The 15,949-nt window shown below is 74.1% G+C and carries 13 protein-coding genes; 4 read left to right on the forward strand and 9 right to left on the reverse strand.

Annotation, left to right across the window (positions count from 1 at the left end; translation table 11 throughout):
• Positions 1 to 896: 896 nt before the first annotated feature.
• From EBN88_RS32425 to EBN88_RS21620, 3 genes are all read right to left on the reverse strand, one after another.
• Positions 897 to 2,036, reverse strand: a complete 1,140-nt coding sequence (locus EBN88_RS32425) for a nucleotide disphospho-sugar-binding domain-containing protein (protein ID WP_122185577.1) — start codon at positions 2,034 to 2,036, stop codon at positions 897 to 899.
• 279 nt (positions 2,037 to 2,315) lie between these two features.
• The gene (locus EBN88_RS21615) at positions 2,316 to 3,137 is read right to left on the reverse strand and encodes an ABC transporter permease (protein ID WP_122185578.1); all 822 of its coding nucleotides are present in this window, start codon (positions 3,135 to 3,137) and stop codon (positions 2,316 to 2,318) included.
• Complete coding sequence (locus tag EBN88_RS21620; protein WP_122185579.1) at positions 3,134 to 4,066, reverse strand: ATP-binding cassette domain-containing protein; 933 nt, start codon at positions 4,064 to 4,066, stop codon at positions 3,134 to 3,136. Before EBN88_RS21620 ends, EBN88_RS21615 begins: the two co-directional genes overlap by 4 nt.
• 248 nt (positions 4,067 to 4,314) lie before the next feature.
• Here EBN88_RS21620 and EBN88_RS21625 point away from each other — a divergent pair, with 248 nt between their 5' ends.
• From EBN88_RS21625 to rfbH, 3 genes are read left to right on the forward strand one after another with little or no spacing between them, the layout of a single operon-like run.
• Positions 4,315 to 5,502 (forward strand): nucleotide disphospho-sugar-binding domain-containing protein, encoded by a 1,188-nt coding sequence (locus EBN88_RS21625; RefSeq protein WP_158621473.1) that lies wholly within the window; start codon positions 4,315 to 4,317, stop codon positions 5,500 to 5,502.
• Positions 5,499 to 6,476: an NAD-dependent epimerase/dehydratase family protein gene (locus tag EBN88_RS21630; RefSeq protein WP_233580835.1), complete on the forward strand. Its 978-nt coding sequence runs from the start codon at positions 5,499 to 5,501 to the stop codon at positions 6,474 to 6,476. Before EBN88_RS21625 ends, EBN88_RS21630 begins: the two co-directional genes overlap by 4 nt.
• A 4-nt stretch (positions 6,477 to 6,480) precedes the next feature.
• Complete coding sequence (rfbH, locus tag EBN88_RS21635) at positions 6,481 to 7,776, forward strand: lipopolysaccharide biosynthesis protein RfbH (RefSeq protein WP_122185581.1); 1,296 nt, start codon at positions 6,481 to 6,483, stop codon at positions 7,774 to 7,776.
• A 183-nt stretch (positions 7,777 to 7,959) separates the two neighbouring features.
• Here the strand turns inward: rfbH and EBN88_RS21640 are convergent, their stop codons facing one another.
• Both EBN88_RS21640 and EBN88_RS32430 read right to left on the reverse strand, forming a co-directional pair.
• Positions 7,960 to 8,568 carry a 3'-5' exonuclease gene (locus EBN88_RS21640; RefSeq protein ID WP_122185582.1) on the reverse strand — a complete coding sequence of 203 codons (609 nt, stop codon included), beginning with the start codon at positions 8,566 to 8,568 and terminating at the stop codon, positions 7,960 to 7,962.
• An 887-nt stretch (positions 8,569 to 9,455) separates the two neighbouring features.
• Positions 9,456 to 9,584, reverse strand: coding sequence for a hypothetical protein (locus tag EBN88_RS32430; protein ID WP_267902584.1), 129 nt, complete (start codon positions 9,582 to 9,584; stop codon positions 9,456 to 9,458).
• A gap of 235 nt (positions 9,585 to 9,819) precedes the next feature.
• Between EBN88_RS32430 and EBN88_RS21655 the strand changes: the two genes are divergently transcribed.
• Positions 9,820 to 10,326: an SAM-dependent methyltransferase gene (locus EBN88_RS21655; RefSeq protein ID WP_233580836.1), complete on the forward strand. Its 507-nt coding sequence runs from the start codon at positions 9,820 to 9,822 to the stop codon at positions 10,324 to 10,326.
• Positions 10,327 to 10,421: 95 nt separating this feature from the next.
• On the opposite strand, the gene EBN88_RS21660 is transcribed toward EBN88_RS21655, so the two are convergent.
• The 4 genes from EBN88_RS21660 to EBN88_RS21675 are packed head-to-tail and all read right to left on the reverse strand — an operon-like array spanning position 10,422 to position 15,781.
• Positions 10,422 to 11,582 (reverse strand): acyl-CoA dehydrogenase family protein, encoded by a 1,161-nt coding sequence (locus EBN88_RS21660; protein ID WP_122185583.1) that lies wholly within the window; start codon positions 11,580 to 11,582, stop codon positions 10,422 to 10,424.
• A 56-nt stretch (positions 11,583 to 11,638) separates the two neighbouring features.
• Positions 11,639 to 12,649 carry a Gfo/Idh/MocA family protein gene (locus tag EBN88_RS21665; protein ID WP_122185584.1) on the reverse strand — a complete coding sequence of 337 codons (1,011 nt, stop codon included), beginning with the start codon at positions 12,647 to 12,649 and terminating at the stop codon, positions 11,639 to 11,641.
• 52 nt (positions 12,650 to 12,701) lie between these two features.
• Positions 12,702 to 14,132 carry an NDP-hexose 2,3-dehydratase family protein gene (locus EBN88_RS21670; protein WP_122185585.1) on the reverse strand — a complete coding sequence of 477 codons (1,431 nt, stop codon included), beginning with the start codon at positions 14,130 to 14,132 and terminating at the stop codon, positions 12,702 to 12,704.
• Positions 14,129 to 15,781 (reverse strand): (2,3-dihydroxybenzoyl)adenylate synthase, encoded by a 1,653-nt coding sequence (locus EBN88_RS21675; protein ID WP_122185586.1) that lies wholly within the window; start codon positions 15,779 to 15,781, stop codon positions 14,129 to 14,131. The genes EBN88_RS21670 and EBN88_RS21675 overlap by 4 nt, the downstream gene beginning before the upstream one ends.
• Positions 15,782 to 15,949 lie beyond the last annotated feature (168 nt).

Genomic DNA, 15,949 nt, shown 5'->3' on the forward strand with positions numbered 1-15,949 from the left:
CGTCGCGGACGCCGCCCGGCGCGCGCTGGGCGATGCCGCCTACGCGGCGGTCCGGCCGGTCGGGCCGGGCGAGGTGGGTGCGTTGGTCTCCGACGTCATCGCCTCGGGCGAGAGGGTGCCGGCCGCCGGGGTGCCCCCGGGCGGTGGCCGGGGATGGGTGAACGGGGACGGGTGAACGGGGCGGGGTGAACGGGGATGGGCGAACGGGGCGGGGCGAACGGGGCGGGGGGCGGGGGTTGGTGTGTGCCGGTTTCGTCTGCGGGCCGGTGGCCGGTGCGGGTCAGCCCCGACTGGTCGTGGGTGAACAACGAGACCCTGCGGTGTGGTTGAGGCTCGGGCGCGGACCACGACGTGCGGCTTACATGCGGGTGGGTCGGCCGGGTGCGGGCGTAACGCCTGGCTGTGTTGGGCTGGCTGGGAAGGGGGGCGCGGCTTCCGGGAGCTGGGTTCGTTGCCGCCAGGGGTGGTGGGTGATGGCGACCGTGCCCTCCGGGCGCGGGGACCGCGGCCTTCTTTGGGGGACGGCCGGCGGCTGGGGGCGTGCGTGGCGCGCACCGGCTTCGCCGGCCTGCCCCGGCATGTCGTCCGTCTCGGATGTGGCCGATCGTCGGGCGTCTCACGGGGCCGGTGACGGTTGTCGTTCGGGGGCGCGGTGGGTGGTGGCTTCGGTCAACGACCACGCTGCCGCGCGAACAACGCCTGCCGTCGTGGTAGTCCGCGCGCCGTCGACTTCCGGGCCGGGGGGTGGGGGACCTTTTTTACTGGTGCCCGTCGGAAGTTGAACGGTTTGTTCAACGGTCCGGGCGCGCACGATCCATCCGGCCGACCGGGACGCCTCGTTCGGATCTCTCGGGGAGCCGCGCACCGCGAAGATCCGAACGAGACGGCGTGCGAGGTCAGCCGGCCGCCGCCAACGCGACCAGTTCCGGTACCAGTTCGGCCGGCGAGGGCTGGGCCTGGATCTCCTCGGCCAGGGCCGTCGCGGCCTGCTTCGGCCTCGGGTCGGAGAGCAGGTCGGCCAGCGCGGCGCCCAACTCGCCCTGTCGGCCGGTGCGCAGCGCCGCGTCCAGGTCCAACACGGCGCCCGCGTCGCACGCTTCGAGCCGTTCGCCCACCGCCAGCCACGACGGGTTGGGCTGGGCGAGGATCAGCTGGGGAACGCCGAACGCCAGGCCCGTCAGGGCCGTTCCGGCGCCGCCGTGGTGCACCATCCCGTCGCAGCCGCCCAGGAACAGGTCAAGCGGCACCGCGCCCGGCGCGCGCACCGAGGGCGGCAGCGGCCCGGCGCCGGCGGGCACCGCCGTGACCACCGTCTCGGTGTCGCTGAGCGCGGCCAGTTCGCTGGTCAGCGTCTCCCACACGTCGGGGTCGTTCAACAGCTTGGTCTCGCCGCCGAAGGACACGCACACCCGCCGCCCGGTCGGCGGCTTGGCCGCCCAGTCGGGCGGCGTGCCGGCGCCGTTGAACGGGATGAAACGCACCGGCGTCGCCGGCGCCGCCTCCGGGCACTGCAACGACGGCGGGCACGGGTCCAGCGTCAACGCCGGCGTCGCCGGCCCGTTCTCGGCGCCGCGCCGCACCGCGATGTCGGTGAGCGTGTCGATCGCCAGCGGGATCGACCGGGAGCTGATCCGGTCGGGGCCCCAGCGGTGCACCACGGCCGGCACGCCCAGCACGCCGGCGACGATCAGCCCGCTGAACTCGATCGGGTCGGTGATCACCAGCTGCGGCCCGAACGCCCGCGCCACGGTGAGGTGTTCGTCCACGATGCCGTCGACCCGCTGCCGCCAGCGTTCACGCAGCACCGACCAGTCCGGCTCGGCGCCCGGCAGGCCGGACGGCGCGGCGGAACGCTTCACCCTCGGCCCGGGCGGCTCGCTCACCCGCACCCCGGAGAGTCCGGCGGCGGCGGCCCGTTCCACGACGGCGTCGCCGCCGGCGACCAACACCTCGTGTCCGGCGGCCCGCAGCGCCCAGGCGACGGGCACCATCGCCATCAGATGGCTCGGCACCAGCGCGGTGATCAGCACCCTCATCGTTCGGCTCCTTGTGGTGATGGTGAGTGGTCGGTTTCGTCAGTGGTCCGGCTACCGCGGCGCGCGGCGCCTTGCCCGGCGTCGTGGTCCCGGCGCGGGCGCCGGGCGGCAGTCCGGTTGCCGTGGCGGTGCCTTCGCCCGGCGGGGCCGGTGCTTCCGGTCATCCGGTGTCGCCGGTGGCTACCGGGCATCCCCGCCGCCGTCCGGCACCTTCGCCGCCGGCGCGCGCAGCGCGCTCGGCGCTCCCGGGGCGGCGCGCCAGCGCGCCTCGCGCCAGCGTCACCTCTCGCGGTGGTAGGCCCGCAGCGCCAGCGGCGCGAAGATGGCCAGCAGCACCAGCGAGGCGATCAGCGTCTTGGTCACCGGCGCCGCGATCGGGCCGCTCACCAGCAGGCCACGGATGGCGTCGGCCAGCATGGAGACCGGGTTGAGGTTGACGACGGCCTGGAGCCAGCCCGGCATGGTGTCCGTCCGCACGAACACGCTGCTGAGGAACGTCAGCGGCAGCATCAGGCCGAACGCCAGCGCCTGCACGTTCTCCGGGTTCGACGCCAACAGCCCGGCGTAGACGGCCGCCCAGGACAGGCAGAACGAGAAGACCAGCAGCAGCAGGAACATCGGCAGCAGCCGCGTCCAGCTGGTCTCGATGCGGAAGCTCAGCAGCATCCCGAACGCAAGCAGCAGCACCACCGACCACACCAGCATCACGTAGTCGGCGACGATCCGGCCGATCAGCGGCGCCGTGCGGGAGATCGGCAGGCTGCGGAAGCGGTCGAACAGGCCGCTGGTCACGTCCCCGTTCATCGCGATCGCGGTGCGCGCGGTGACCAGCACCGCGCTCTGCACGATCAGCCCGGGCACCACGAACTGGAGATACGTGTGGCGGTCGCCGTCCATCTGCCCGGACAGCACGAACGCGAACAGGAAGACGAAGATGACCGGTTGGATGCCGACCTCGACCAGCTGCTCGGGGCTGTGCTTGATCTGCACCAGCTGCCGCCACGCCACCGTCGCGCTCTGACGCAGGGTGGCGACCGGACCCCGCTGCCGGCGGGTGGTGGTGCCCGGCGGGGTGCTCGTTGTTTCCGCTACGGCCGTCATACCTCTGCTCCCGTCACTGTCAGCTGCTTGAAGACCTCGTCGAGGCTCGGTTCCCTGACGGAGAGTTCGGCGACCTCGATGCCGGCCTCGTCGAGCCGGCGGACGACCGCCGGCAGCACCGTCGCGTCGTGCACCCGGGTCTTGACGGCGCGGCCCTCCACCGTCCGTTCCCCGGCGACGTCCGCGACGACGTCGGCGACCCGGTCCAACTGCTCGTGGTGCACGGGGCGCACCTCCAGCGTCGGGCGGCCGAACTCACGCTTCAGGGTCTGCGGAGTTCCTTGAGCGACGACGGAGCCGTGGTCGATGACGACGATGTCGTCGGCCAACTGGTCGGCCTCCTCCAGGTACTGCGTCGTCAGCAGCACGGTCGAGCCGCGCCGCACCTGGTCGCGGATGATCTCCCACAGCTGGTCACGGGCGTTGGGGTCGAGGCCGGTCGTCGGCTCGTCGAGGAAGATCACCTTGGGGTCGGCGACCAGGCAGGCCGCCAGGTCGAGGCGGCGGCGCATCCCGCCCGAGTAGGTCTTGGCGGAACGGTCGGCGGCGTCCGACAGGCCGAAGCGCTCCAGCAGGTCGGCGGCGACCGCGCGGGACCTGGCCCGGCTGAAGCCGAGCAGCCGCGCCAGGAAGATGAGGTTCTCCGTGCCCGTCAGATGCTCGTCCACGGCGGCGTACTGGCCGGTCAGCCCGATGATCTCGCGCACCCGCTCCGGGTCCTTCGCCACGTCGTGGCCCATGACCACGGCGCGTCCGGCGTCCGGGCGCAGCAGGGTGGTGAGGATGCGGACGGCGGTGGTCTTGCCCGCGCCGTTGGGTCCCAGCAGGCCGAGCACGGTGCCCGCCGGTACCTGAAGGTCGACTGAGGTGAGCGCCTTGGTCTCACCGAACTGTTTGGCCAGGCCCTCGGCCTGGATGGCGGATGTCACAGGTGTGCCTTCCCTCTCGCTCCCGCTGTTGTCCCGGACCGGACCGCCCGCGATCGAGGGGCGTCGCCCGGAGCCTAGGAACCGGCACGTGCACAGCGCTGACAGGACGCTGATACGCGTGAGCCCCGAGTGTGGGGGGCTGCCCTGGACCGCCGTTCCAGCCCCGCTTGAGCCCCGGCGGCGAAGCTCTCCGTTGACCGGGCGCCGGCCGGGCGCCGCCGTGCGGGCGAGATGAGGAAGCAATGCGCGTGTTGTTCACGACCTGGGCGGCGCCGGGCCATCTGTTCCCGATGATCCCCCTCGCCTGGGCCTTCCAGTCCGCCGGGCACGAGGTGCGGTTCGCCGGCCCGCCGTCCTGTCGGGACGCCGTCGTCCAGGCCGGGTTGACGGCCGTGACCGTGGGCGACCAGCAGGCGATCGCCGCGCTGCCCCGGCCGCCCGAACTCGCCGCCTGGGGCCGCCCCGCGCGCTGGCCGCACGGCTGGTCGGCCAACCTGGACCTGCTCGACGCCGACCAGCGCGCGGTGATCCGCGCCCTGTACCTCAAGCAGTGCGCGCTGGCCGGTGAACTCCTGCCCGACCTGGTGGAGTTCGGCCGCTGGTGGGGCCCCGACCTGATCGTGCACGACGTGTTGGCCCAGGCGGGACCGGTGTTGGGCGCGGTGTTGGGCGTGCCGGCCGTCGGCCACGGCTGGGAGATCGGCTCGACGCTGCACACGCCGACGGGCGACGGGCACGCGGAGCCGCTGCCGGAGTTCGAGCGGCTCTTCGCACGCTACGACGTGCCGGTGACGCCGCCCGAGCGCTGGGTGGACATCTGCCCGCCGGCGCTGCGCCCGCCGGACGGGCGGCCGGTGGCGCGGCTCGACATGCGCTGCGTCCCCTACAACGGCTCGGGCGAGCAGCCGTCCTGGCTGCCGCGCGCGGCCGGCTCCCGGCCCCGGATTCTGGTCACCGCCGGGGTGGCCGGGGCCCGTTACCGCGACCCGAGCGGGCCCGACGTGCCGGGGCTGACGCTGGCGTCGCTGGCCGGCACGGGCAGCGAGCTGGTGTTGGCGCCGGCCGGGCCGGTGGACGAGGACGCGCTGCCGCCGGGCACGCGGGTGGCGCGCGGGGTGCCGTTCCGGATGCTCCTGCCGACCTGCGACCTGGTGATCCACCACGGCGGCGCCGGCACGGCCGTGACCTCGGCGCTGCTGGGCGTGCCGCAGCTGGTGGTGCCGCCGTCGCCGATCTGCGCGGAGATCGGGCACGGCGTGGCCGGCGCGGGCGCCGGCGTGATGCTGGACCGACTGGACGACGCCGAGCTGCTGTTGAAGACCGCCACCGCGATGCTGGCGGCGCCCGAGCCGTACCGGGCGGCCGCCGCGCGGGTCGCGGCCGGCGCCGACGCGCTGCCGTCGCCGGCGGAGGTCGTGGCGGAGCTGAGCCGGTGAGCGAGGAGCCGGTCGGCGGGGCGCGGCGGGGTGAACGTCCGGTGCGCGCCGTGGTGTTGGGCGGCAGCGGGTTCCTGGGCCGGCAGGTCTGCGCCGGCCTCGCGGCCCGGGGCGCGGCCGTGCTCTCCGTCGCCCGCCGGGACGCCCCCGGCTTCCCCTCCGTCCGCCTCGACGTGCCGGCCGAGGGGCCCGACGCGCTGGCCGAGGTGCTCGCCGGGCACCGCGCCACCGTCGTCGTCAACGCGGCGGGCGCCGTCTGGGACTACGACGGCGAGGCGCTCCAGCGCGCCAACGTGGCGCTCGTGGAACGCCTCCGCGACGCCGTGGTCAAGGCGCCGGGCCGGCCCCGCGTCGTTCAGCTCGGCACCGTCTTCGAGTACGCGCTGCCCGACGACGGGCGCCGCCTCACCGAGTCGGCGCCGCTCGAACCGACCACCGCCTACGGCGCCAGCAAGCTGCGCGGCGCCGAACTCCTGCTGGCCGCCGACCGGGACGGGCTGCTCGACGCCGTGGTGCTGCGCGCCACCACCTGCCTCGGTCCCGGGCTGCCCGCCTCCAGCCTGCTGGGCCGGGTCGCCGCCGAGCTGCGCGCCGCCGAGGCGCGGGGCGAGTCGGCGACGGTCCGGCTCTCCCCGCTGACCGCCCGCCGCGACGTCGTGGACAGCCGGGATCTCGCCGCCGCCGTCGCGGCGGCGGCCACCGCACCCGTCACCGGACGGGCCGTCAACATCGGCAGCGGCCACGCCGTCGGCGTGCGCCGGCTGGTCGAACTGCTCGTCTCCGTCAGCGGGGTGCCCGCGACGGTGGTCGAGGAGAGCCCCGCCACCGGGCGCAGCGCCGGAGTCGACTGGCTCGCCGTGCACACCGGGCTGGCCGAGCGGCTGCTGGGCTGGCGCCCTGGGCACGACGTGGCCGCCACGGTCCGGGCCGTGTGGGGCGGGACCACCACCAACGTCGAGGAAGGGCCTGACTGAGCCGATGGACACACGCAGCCAACTGCTGGAACTGACCCGCACATTCCACAAGGAGCAGAACGAGGAGCCCTTCGTGCCGGGGCAGACGGCGATCCTGCCCTCGGGCGCCGTGCTGGACGACGAGGACCGGGTCGCCTTCGTGGAGGCGGCGCTGGACCTGCGGATCGCCGCGGGGGCGCGGGCGCGGACGTTCGAGAGCCGCTTCGCGAAGGCGATGCGGCAGCGCAAGGCGCACCTGACCAACTCGGGCTCCTCGGCGAACCTGTTGGCGCTGAGCGCGCTGACCTCGCACCAGCTGGAGGACGCCGCGCTCAAGCCGGGCGACGAGGTGATCACCGTCGCCACCGGCTTCCCCACCACCGTCAACCCGGTGCTCCAGAACGGCCTGGTGCCGGTCTTCGTGGACATCGAGCTGGGCACCTACAACACCACGCCGGAGCGGATCGAGCGCGCCATCGGGCCCCGCACCAAGGCGATCATGATCGCGCACGCGCTGGGCAACCCGTTCCAGGTCGCCGAGGTGGCCGAACTCGCCGCCCAGCACGAGCTGTTCCTCGTCGAGGACAACTGCGACGCGGTCGGCTCGTCCTACCAGGGGAAGCTCACCGGCACCTACGGCGACCTGTCGACGGTCAGCTTCTACCCGGCGCACCACATCACCATGGGCGAGGGCGGCTGTGTGCTGACCGGCGACCTGCGGCTGGCGCGGATCGTGGAGTCGCTGCGCGACTGGGGCCGCGACTGCTGGTGCGAGCCCGGCGAGGACAACCGCTGTATGAAGCGGTTCGACTACACCTTCGGCACGCTGCCGCCCGGCTACGACCACAAGTACGTCTTCTCGCACGTCGGTTACAACCTGAAGGCCACCGATGTGCAGGCCGCCCTCGGGCTGAGCCAGCTGCGGCACCTGGACGAGTTCGGCGCGGCCAGGCGGCGCAACTGGACCCGGCTGCGGGAGGGCCTGCGGGACGTGCCGGGGCTGCTGCTGCCCGAGGCGACGGAGGGCAGCGACCCCAGCTGGTTCGGCTTCGTCATCACGGTGGCGCCCGACGCGTCGTTCACCCGGGGGGAGTTGGTGGCGTTCCTGGAGGAGCGCAAGATCCGCACCCGGCGGCTGTTCGCCGGCAACCTCACCCGCCACCCCGCCTACCAGGGCCGCGACTTCCGGATCGCGGAGGAGCTGGTGAACAGCGACGTCACCACCGAGTCCACGTTCTGGATCGGCGTCTACCCGGGCATCACCGACGAGATGACGGACTACATGGTGGCCTCGGTGCGGGAGTTCGTCGCGAAGTCCTAGCCGGACGGTCGGGGGCGGGGCCCGCGCGGACCCGCCCCTTGCCGGCGGCCCGCCTGGGGCCCACGAGGCCGGCCACGGCCTCGACCGCCGCGCGCTGGCCGGGCTCAACCGAGGTACGCCCGACGCGGGTTGGGGGAGGGCCGGCGCCCACCCGCCGGCCCGCGCCGTTGCCGGTGGACGTGCTCACCACAGCCCGGGTGCCTCTTCGGTCGGCTGTCGTTCCCCCGGGAGGCCGGGGGGCACGGCGGCGTCGCGGAGCGCGGCCCAGCCGTCGTGGTGGGCGGCCATGGTGATCAGCAGGTGGGCGGTGGCGTAGGCGTCGAACGTGGCGCTGTGGCGTTGGGCGGGTGCGTGGGTGAGGTCGATCCCGGTGTGGGCGATGAGGGCGTCGAGGGTGTGGCGGGGGGCGTCGGGGTAGGTGGCGCGGGCGAGGCGGAGGGTGTCGATGACGCCGGCCGGCCGCCAGTCGGGGAGGTGGCGGGACAGCACCCGGTAGTCGACGTGCGCGTGGTGGGCGCAGATCCATGCCTCGCCGAGCAGGTCTCGTACGGCGGGGGCGGCGGCGTCCCAACTCGGGATGGCGGCCAGCTTTTCGTTGGTGAGGCCGTGGACGCGGGCGGCGAACGGGGTGACGGGGCGGGGCGGTCGGATGAGCCAGTGTCCTGCGGTGGTGGTGTCGGGCCGGCCCGCGCGGATCGGCAGGGCGGCGACCTCGACGAGGTCGGGCGGGTTGGCTCCGTTGCCCTCGACGTCCACGACGAACAGCGGTGGCCAGGTGGTGAAGTCGTTCATGGCGTTCCGTCCCGGGTGGGGGGTGGCCAGCCGATGTCGGCGCGGCCGTGGCGTCGGTGGTGATGTGGCTTGGCACGGTCGTGGCACGGGTGGCCGTGGGTGTGTGGGAGGTGGTAGCGCGGTGGTTCGTCCAAGCCTTCCACGAGGATGGCCCGGACAGCCGTTGGGCGTTCGACCCCCGTCGCGTCGTCCGCGACACGCGCTGGCCCAGCACATGGGCGTTGAGGCGGGCGTTCGGTGCGGGGGTGAAGAGGGTGCCGAAGACGCCCCAGACCTTCGGGCGGCGGGAGCGGACCCCGACCGGGCGGGTGAGGTGGGGGCAGTGGCGGGTGGCGAGGGCGGCGCAGCGCAGGCAGACCGGGGGCTTGGTCACCTTCGTTCCCTCGTAGACGTCGGTGCCGTCGTGGTTCGTCAGGAAGAGCCAGCCGTCGCGGTTGTGGCTGGCGCGCTCGCCGCAGACCTGGCACAACCGCTCGGCCTGCGCCCGGCGTTGGCGTGCCGGGTGCATGGACGGGAAGTCCGGCCGGCCCTGGCCGGGCCTGTCCTGGATGCGGGCCCACAGCACACCGAAGGCGTCGCGGTCGGCCGGCGTCTCGTCGAGGTACCAGACGCCGGCCCCGTCCCACCGCATCGACACCCGCCGCCCGTAGCCACCCTCACCACTCCAGTGCGCGGCATAGGGCACGGGCAACTGGCGCGGCCCCCAGGTCGTGAGGGTGTCGGGAACGGCGATGTCGGGCATGGCGGATCAACTCTCCTGGTGGTGGGTGAGGGGGTGGGGGCTTCGCGGTGGGCCTGGGCGATGCGCCGCACCAGCGCGACGGTGAAGACGCCCCCGGCCAGGAGGTGCGCCACCACCGCGAGCGGTGCGGCGCACAGCGCCAGCGTCAGACGAGTTCGTCGGGGCTGTCCGGCTCCGGCCAGCCGATGGCCGGCCGGTCGCCGTCGACCAGCACCGGAACGCGCTCACCGTGGGCCAGGGCCAGCAGCGCGGGGCTCGGTGGGCGCGGAGCCACCCAGGCCGCAGCGCGACTACGGAGGGCAGGGCCATCACCCGCGTGACGGCGGCGAAGACGCCTGCGCCACATGGAACCGCGCACTCGACACCATGGACGGCATCCAGTCGGCCCGCGCCCGGCGGGTCGCTCTCGACACGCGTACCGCGCTTTCACCACTGCGAGGACGAGGCATTCCAGCGGTGGCCGAGCTTGATCGCCGTGCTGCCACCTACCTGACCGAATCTGCCTCAACATGACCGAACCAGAGGGGATTTCCATGGCGGAAGAGTTCACGGTCGTACCCGTGGCCCATGTGGTCGGCGGGCGCGTCGAGCCAACCGACGACTACTGGGGAGGCACCCGCTCCATCGTTCGCGTTGACTCCGGGCGTTTCGACGAGGGCGCGGTCGTCGGTCTGGAAGACTTCTCTCACATCGAGGTCGTCTTCCGTTTCCACCTCACCGATCCCACCGATCTGCATCCCGAGCCCCGGCGCCCGAGAGACAACCCGGCCTGGCCCGCCGGCGGCATCTTCGCGCACCGCAACATGCGCCGCCTCAACTGGTTGGGCGTCTCCCGCTGCCGCCTGCTGAAAGTGGACGGTCTCGATCTCCACGTGGAGGACCTCGACGCCGTCGATGGCACGCCCGTCCTGGACATCAAGCCGTGGTTCGTGGAGATGGGCCCACGCGGCCACGTCCGACAACCGGACTGGCCCACCGAGATGTTGGCCGACTACTACGCGTCCCGTCAGGAGTGACAGCACGCGGAAACGACGAAGGCGCCCCCGTTCCCCGGCAGCGAGCCGGGAACGGGGGCCCGGCCGGCCCGGCCAAGGCCCGGCCGGCCCCGGCCTCAGTCCTCCCCGAGCGCGTGCTTCGCCCACCCGTCCGCGTTGACGTCCGGCTGGAGCGCGCCGTGCCCCGCCATGCAGTGAAGGTCGCGCCACGCCCGCTGCACCGGGCTCGACTCGGCCTGGCCCCGCGATCCGCTCATCCGCAGCAGCCCGGTGACCGCGTCGAGCAGCAGGTCAACGGCTGTCGAGTAGTCGCGCGTGGCGCGCAGCGTCAACTCCTGGCCCAGCGGCGCCTCGTCGGCCTCGCCGGCCGCCCGTTCCACCAGCAGCCGCGCCGCGTCGATGTTGGCGGCGGAGGAGGCCAGCGCCAGCCGGACGCCCGGCCGGCTGACGGTGCGGGCGCCGGTGATCTCCCTGCGGTCCACCGTCCACCGCGTCCAGCCCTCCAGGGCCTCGGCGGCGGCGCCGATCCCGGGCGCCACGAAGAACAGCCCGTTGATCAGCTTCAACGGCACCCGGTGGGTGCGCGGCGCGTCCGGGCCGTGGTCGCCGGTGAGCACCGAGCGGTGCTCCAGGCTGCGGTGGTCGGGCACGAACACGTCGTCAACGCGCAGGCTGTTGCTGCCCGTTCCGCGCAGCCCGACGTTGCGCCAGGTGTCGAGCACCGTGTAGTCGGAGCGTGGCAGCACGAAGTGCCGCAGCGCCGGCGGGCCGTCCGGGCCGGGCACCAGGCCGCCGACCATCGTCCACTCGGCGTGGTCCACGCCGCTGGCGATGTGCCACACGCCGTCCACCCGCCAACCCCCGGGCACCTGCCGGACGGTGCCGGTCGGGGCGAGCGAGCCGGCCAGCGGAACGTCGGGCCCGTCGCCCCAGATCTCCGCCTGACCCTCCTCGGGCAGGTGCGAACACATCCGCCCCACGGCGGTGAGCACGCCGGCGCACCAGGCCGCCGACATGCAGCCCCGACCCACCGCGACCAGCGCGCCCGTCAGGTCGCGGATCGCGCCGGGCGCGTCGGCCGAGCCGCCCCAGCGGGGCGACACCAGGTGCCGGGCGAACCCGGCCTCCACCAGGCCGGCCGCGACCGGCGGCGAGAGCCTGCGTTCCTCCTCGGCGGCGAGCGCGCCGGCCGCCGCCAGCTCGGCCACCTTGGTGGCGGCCTCCGTCAGCGGGGTGTCGAACGCGTCGACGGGGCGCTCCGTGTGTGCTGTGGACATGAGGTCCGCCTCTCTGCTGTTCACGGGGTTCGGTCACTGGTGGTGCGCGCCGACGGTCATGGGTTCCCGCCGCCGGAGGCATACGCGGCGCGGCGGACGTCCCTGACCAGCTCCGCCTGGCGCACGGCGCCGGTCCGCTCCGGCTCCGGGTCGCCCTCGCCAGCGACCAGGGCGGCGAAGTGCGCGGCGACGTTGGCGAACTGGTCGTCCGCCGGCAGCGTGCGTTCCTCCACCGTGTTGCCGGCGGACGCGCTGTGCCGCTCAAGGCGCAGCAGCGGCCGGTGGTCGGGCGGCGGGGTGAACGCCCGGTCGAGCACGATCCGGCCCCCGCTGCCCCACACCTCGTAGACGCAGCGGTAGAAGTGCCGGAAGCCGAACGAGAGGTGGGCCGTGCGCCCGTCCGCGTCGTGGAGCAGCGCCGCGCCCTGCACGTCGACGCCGGTGTCCGGGTCGGTGGTGAGCACCGCGCCCGAGACCGTCAACGCGTCGCCCAGCAGCAGCCGGGCGACGCGCAGCGGGTAGACGCCGCAGTCCAGCAGCGCGCCGCCGCCCAGGTCGGGCCGGTAGCGGAAGTCGTCGGCCGGCAGCGGCGGGAAGCCGAACGTGGCGCTGACGCCCCGCACCTCGCCGATCGCGCCCTCGTCGATCAGCGCCCGCACCGCGTCGTGCTGGGAGTGCCGCAGGAACATGAAGCTCTCCATCAGCACCAGCTTGTGCCGCTCGGCGAGCGCCGCGAGGTCCTGCGCCTCGCCCAGCGAGGTCACCATCGGCTTCTCCACCAGGGCGTGGAGCCCCGCGGTCAGGGCGCGCGCGGTCCACGGGGCGTGCAGCGCGGGCGGCAGCGCGACATAGACGGCCGTGATGTCGTCGCGGACCAGCAGCCGTTCGTAGCCGTGCACCGGCTCGGCCCCGAACCGCTCGGCCACCTCGCGCGCCCGCTCGGCGTCGCGGCTGGCCACGGCCGTGATCTCCACGCCGGGGACGCGGGCCATCGCCGGCAGCATCCGCCGCACGGCGATGCCCCCGCAGCCCAGCACCCCGACCCGCAGCGGCGGCGTCTGACTCATGTTGTTCCTCTTCCGTTCCGTGCTTCTCGTGCGGTCCCCGGCGCGGCGACGCTCACCACAGGCTGTGCAGACAGGCGATGAGGCTGCGGGCCTGGACGTTGAGATAGCGGCTGTGCCGCAGCAGCCGGCCGACCTGGTGCAGTGTCAGCCACCGGTAGTCCTCCGGCTCCTCCACGGGAACGTCGTCCTCGGCGTCGATGACGGTGTAGCGCGACCTGGCCCAGTGGAAGCGCCCGCCCTCCTCGGACTGCACGGCGTCGAAGCGCACGCGGTCGCCCGGGACGCGCTCCACATAGTCGAGGAAACGCGGCCGCGCCTCCTTCGGCCACTCCAGGTAGTTGTCCGGGGTGCACTGCACGGTGGGCGCCAGCTCCACGCCGTGCGGGTGGCCGCCCTCCGGCCTGGCGTGCAGCAGCACGTGCAGCACGCCGCCGATGTTCCGCACCAGCAGCGCCGTGAGGCCCATCCCGTGCGGGGCGAGCAGCGGTTGGGTCCAACTGCCGACCTCGCGGCTGCCGGCCGTCACCCGGGCGCCCACGACGGAGAAGTAGCGGCCCTCCTCGTGGCTGATGGCCTCCGGGGTCCGCACCCAGCCCTTCACCTCGTTCAACGGGACGGGCCTGGCGTTGACCTCGTGCCGGACGGTGGCGTCGGTGAACCAGCTCAGCACCGAGCCCATGGTGTGCCGGGAGCCCTCGCCCGGGTCCATCGAGCGGCGCAGGGCGGCGCGGAACGCGCTGTGCGCGCCGGTGGGCGGCGCCCCCGTGGGGCGGGCGAAGGGCAGGCAGGCCAGGACCGTCCTGGCGTCCATGTTGACGGTGTCGTCCAGGCGCAGCAGCTCCTGGATCTCGCCGATCGTCAGCCACCGGTAGTCGTCGTGCTCCGGCACGTCCTCGGTGGTCTCGACGACGATGTTGCGGTTGCGCTTGCCGAGGAACCACGAGCCCTGCTCGGACTGGAGCGAGTCGACCAGCACCCGGGCCCGCTGCGGGTCGGTGAAGAACTCCAGGTGCCGCACGCCCGAACCCCGGTGCACCCGGCGCTGGTTGGAGCGGGTGGCCTGGACGGTGGGGGAGAGCTGGACGACGTTGGCGTTGCCCGGCTCCATCTTGGCCTGCGTGAGCACGTGCAGCAGCCCGTCGATCTCCTTGACGAGGAAGCCGAGCACCCCGATCTCCGGCTGGTGGATGATCGGCTGGTCCCACTGCCGCACCCAGCCCTCGCCGGTGGACACGCGGAGCCCGCCGATGGTGAAGAACCGGCCGCTGCGGTGCCCGAGATCGCCGGTCTCCGGGTCGAACGCCCAGTCGTCGAGCCGGTCGAACGGCACCCGCGCCACCTCGAAGGTGTAGGCGCGGCGCCGGTCGGCCAGCCAGGCCAGGGCCCCGCCGGCGGTCGCCCCGTCCGGGCGGGCCGAGGCCGACTCGGTGAACCGGGCCGGCAGGGCGGGGCCGTTGGCCGCGAGAGGAAGGTCGGTGATCACGCGGCACCCTTCGTGGGGTCGTTGAGCAGCGCGCGCAGCGCCTTCTTGTCGGGCTTGCCGACCGGGGTGTGCGGCAGCTCGGCCAGCACCTCGAACCGTTCGGGGATCTTGAACGCGGCCAGGCCGCGCGCGGTCAGCTCGGCGCCCACCTCGGCCAGGGTCAGGGTGCGGCCCTCGTGGAGCCGCACGAACAGGCAGACCCGCTCGCCCACTTCGGGGTCGGGTGCCGCGACGGCCGCCACCTCGGCGACCTGCGGCATCTCCTGGACCAGGGTCTCGATCTCGCCGGCGGCGATCTTCTCGCCGCCCCGGTTGATCAGGTCCTTGACCCGGTCGCACACCACGACCTGGCCGCCCTCGGTGATCCGCACCAGGTCGCCGGTGCGGTACCAGCCGTCGGCCGTGTAGGAGCGGGCGTTGACCTCGGGCGCGCGGAAGTAGCCGCGCGGGGTGTAGGGGCCACGGGTCAGCATCTCGCCGATGCCGCCGGGCGCCACCGGCTGCCCGTCGGGGCCCTCCACGCGCAGCTCGTCGTGCGGGCTGATGGGGGAGCCCTGCGTGGTGTGGGCGATCTCGTCGGGCGCGTCCGGCGCGGTGTAGCAGATCAGGCCCTCCGCCATGCCGTACACCTGCTGGAGCCGGCAGCCCAGCGCCGGCCCGATGGTGGCGGCCAGCTCCGGCGACAGCACCGAGCCGCCGACGTGCACATGGCGCAGGCTGGACAGGTCACGGCCGCAGTCGGCGGCCGCCCGCGACCAGCTGAGCGCGACGGCCGGCACCGCCGAGGTGGTGGTGACCCGTTCCCGCTCGATCGCGGCGAACACCGCGTCGGGGCGCGGCGAGGGCAGCATCACCACGGTGCCGCCGGCCCACAGGGTGCCGAGGATGCCGGGGCTGGCCAGCGGGAAGTTGTGGCCCGCCGGCAGCACCGTCAGATAGACGGTGTCCTCGGTGATGGCGCAGGCTGCGGCCGAGGCGCGGATGTTGTAGGCGTAGTCGTCGTGGGTGCGGCCGATGACCTTCGGCAGCCCGGTGGTGCCGCCGGACAGCAGGAAGAGCGCTATCTCGTCGGGCTCGGGGGCCCGTTCGTCGAGCCGCTTGCGGCGCGCCTCGACGTCCTCGCCGGGCGTGGCCAGCGCCCGCAGGTCCAGCGAGTCGGGCCGCACCTCCTCGCCGGCGACCAGCACCAGCGGCCGGCCCGGCAGCTCGGCGGCCACCTCGTGCGCCAGCGTCTGGTGGTCGAAGTCCTTCCAACGGTCCGGCACCACCAGCGCCCTGGCGTCCACGTGCCGGGCGATCGAGGTCAGCTCGTAGGCGCGGTGCGGCGGCAGCATCATCACCGGCGCCACGCCCAGCCGGAAGCAGGCCAGGGTGGTGACGACGAACTCCCAGCCGTTGGGCAGCTGGACGAGGATGTTGTCGCCGTCGCCCAGGCCCCGCTCGGCGAGGCTCTCCGCCAGCGCGTCGGCTCGGGCGGCCAACTCCCGGTAGCTCAGGCGGTGTTCGCCGTCGACGAGGGCGGTGCGGTCGCCCCGGCCGTCCGCCCACTCCCAGAGCCAGGCGCCCAGCGGCCGGCCCTGCCAGCAGCCCGACTCCCGGTAACGGCGGGCCGTCTCGGCCGGCCAGGGGACAAACCCTGCACGCTTCATGGGGCATCTCCTTCGTGGGTACCCCGGCGTCGAGCCGGGGGAGGGAACGAAGCTCCTGGGGAGCGGAGCGGGGACGTGCGGTGCGCCGCCGGCGGGCGTCGCCGCCCGGCCGCGCGGGGGAACGCGGCGGGCGGCGACGCGGCGGGAGCCCCCGGGGCCCCCGCCGCG

The organism is Streptomyces triticirhizae (genome assembly GCF_003696235.1).
Taxonomy (GTDB): domain Bacteria; phylum Actinomycetota; class Actinomycetes; order Streptomycetales; family Streptomycetaceae; genus Streptomyces; species Streptomyces triticirhizae.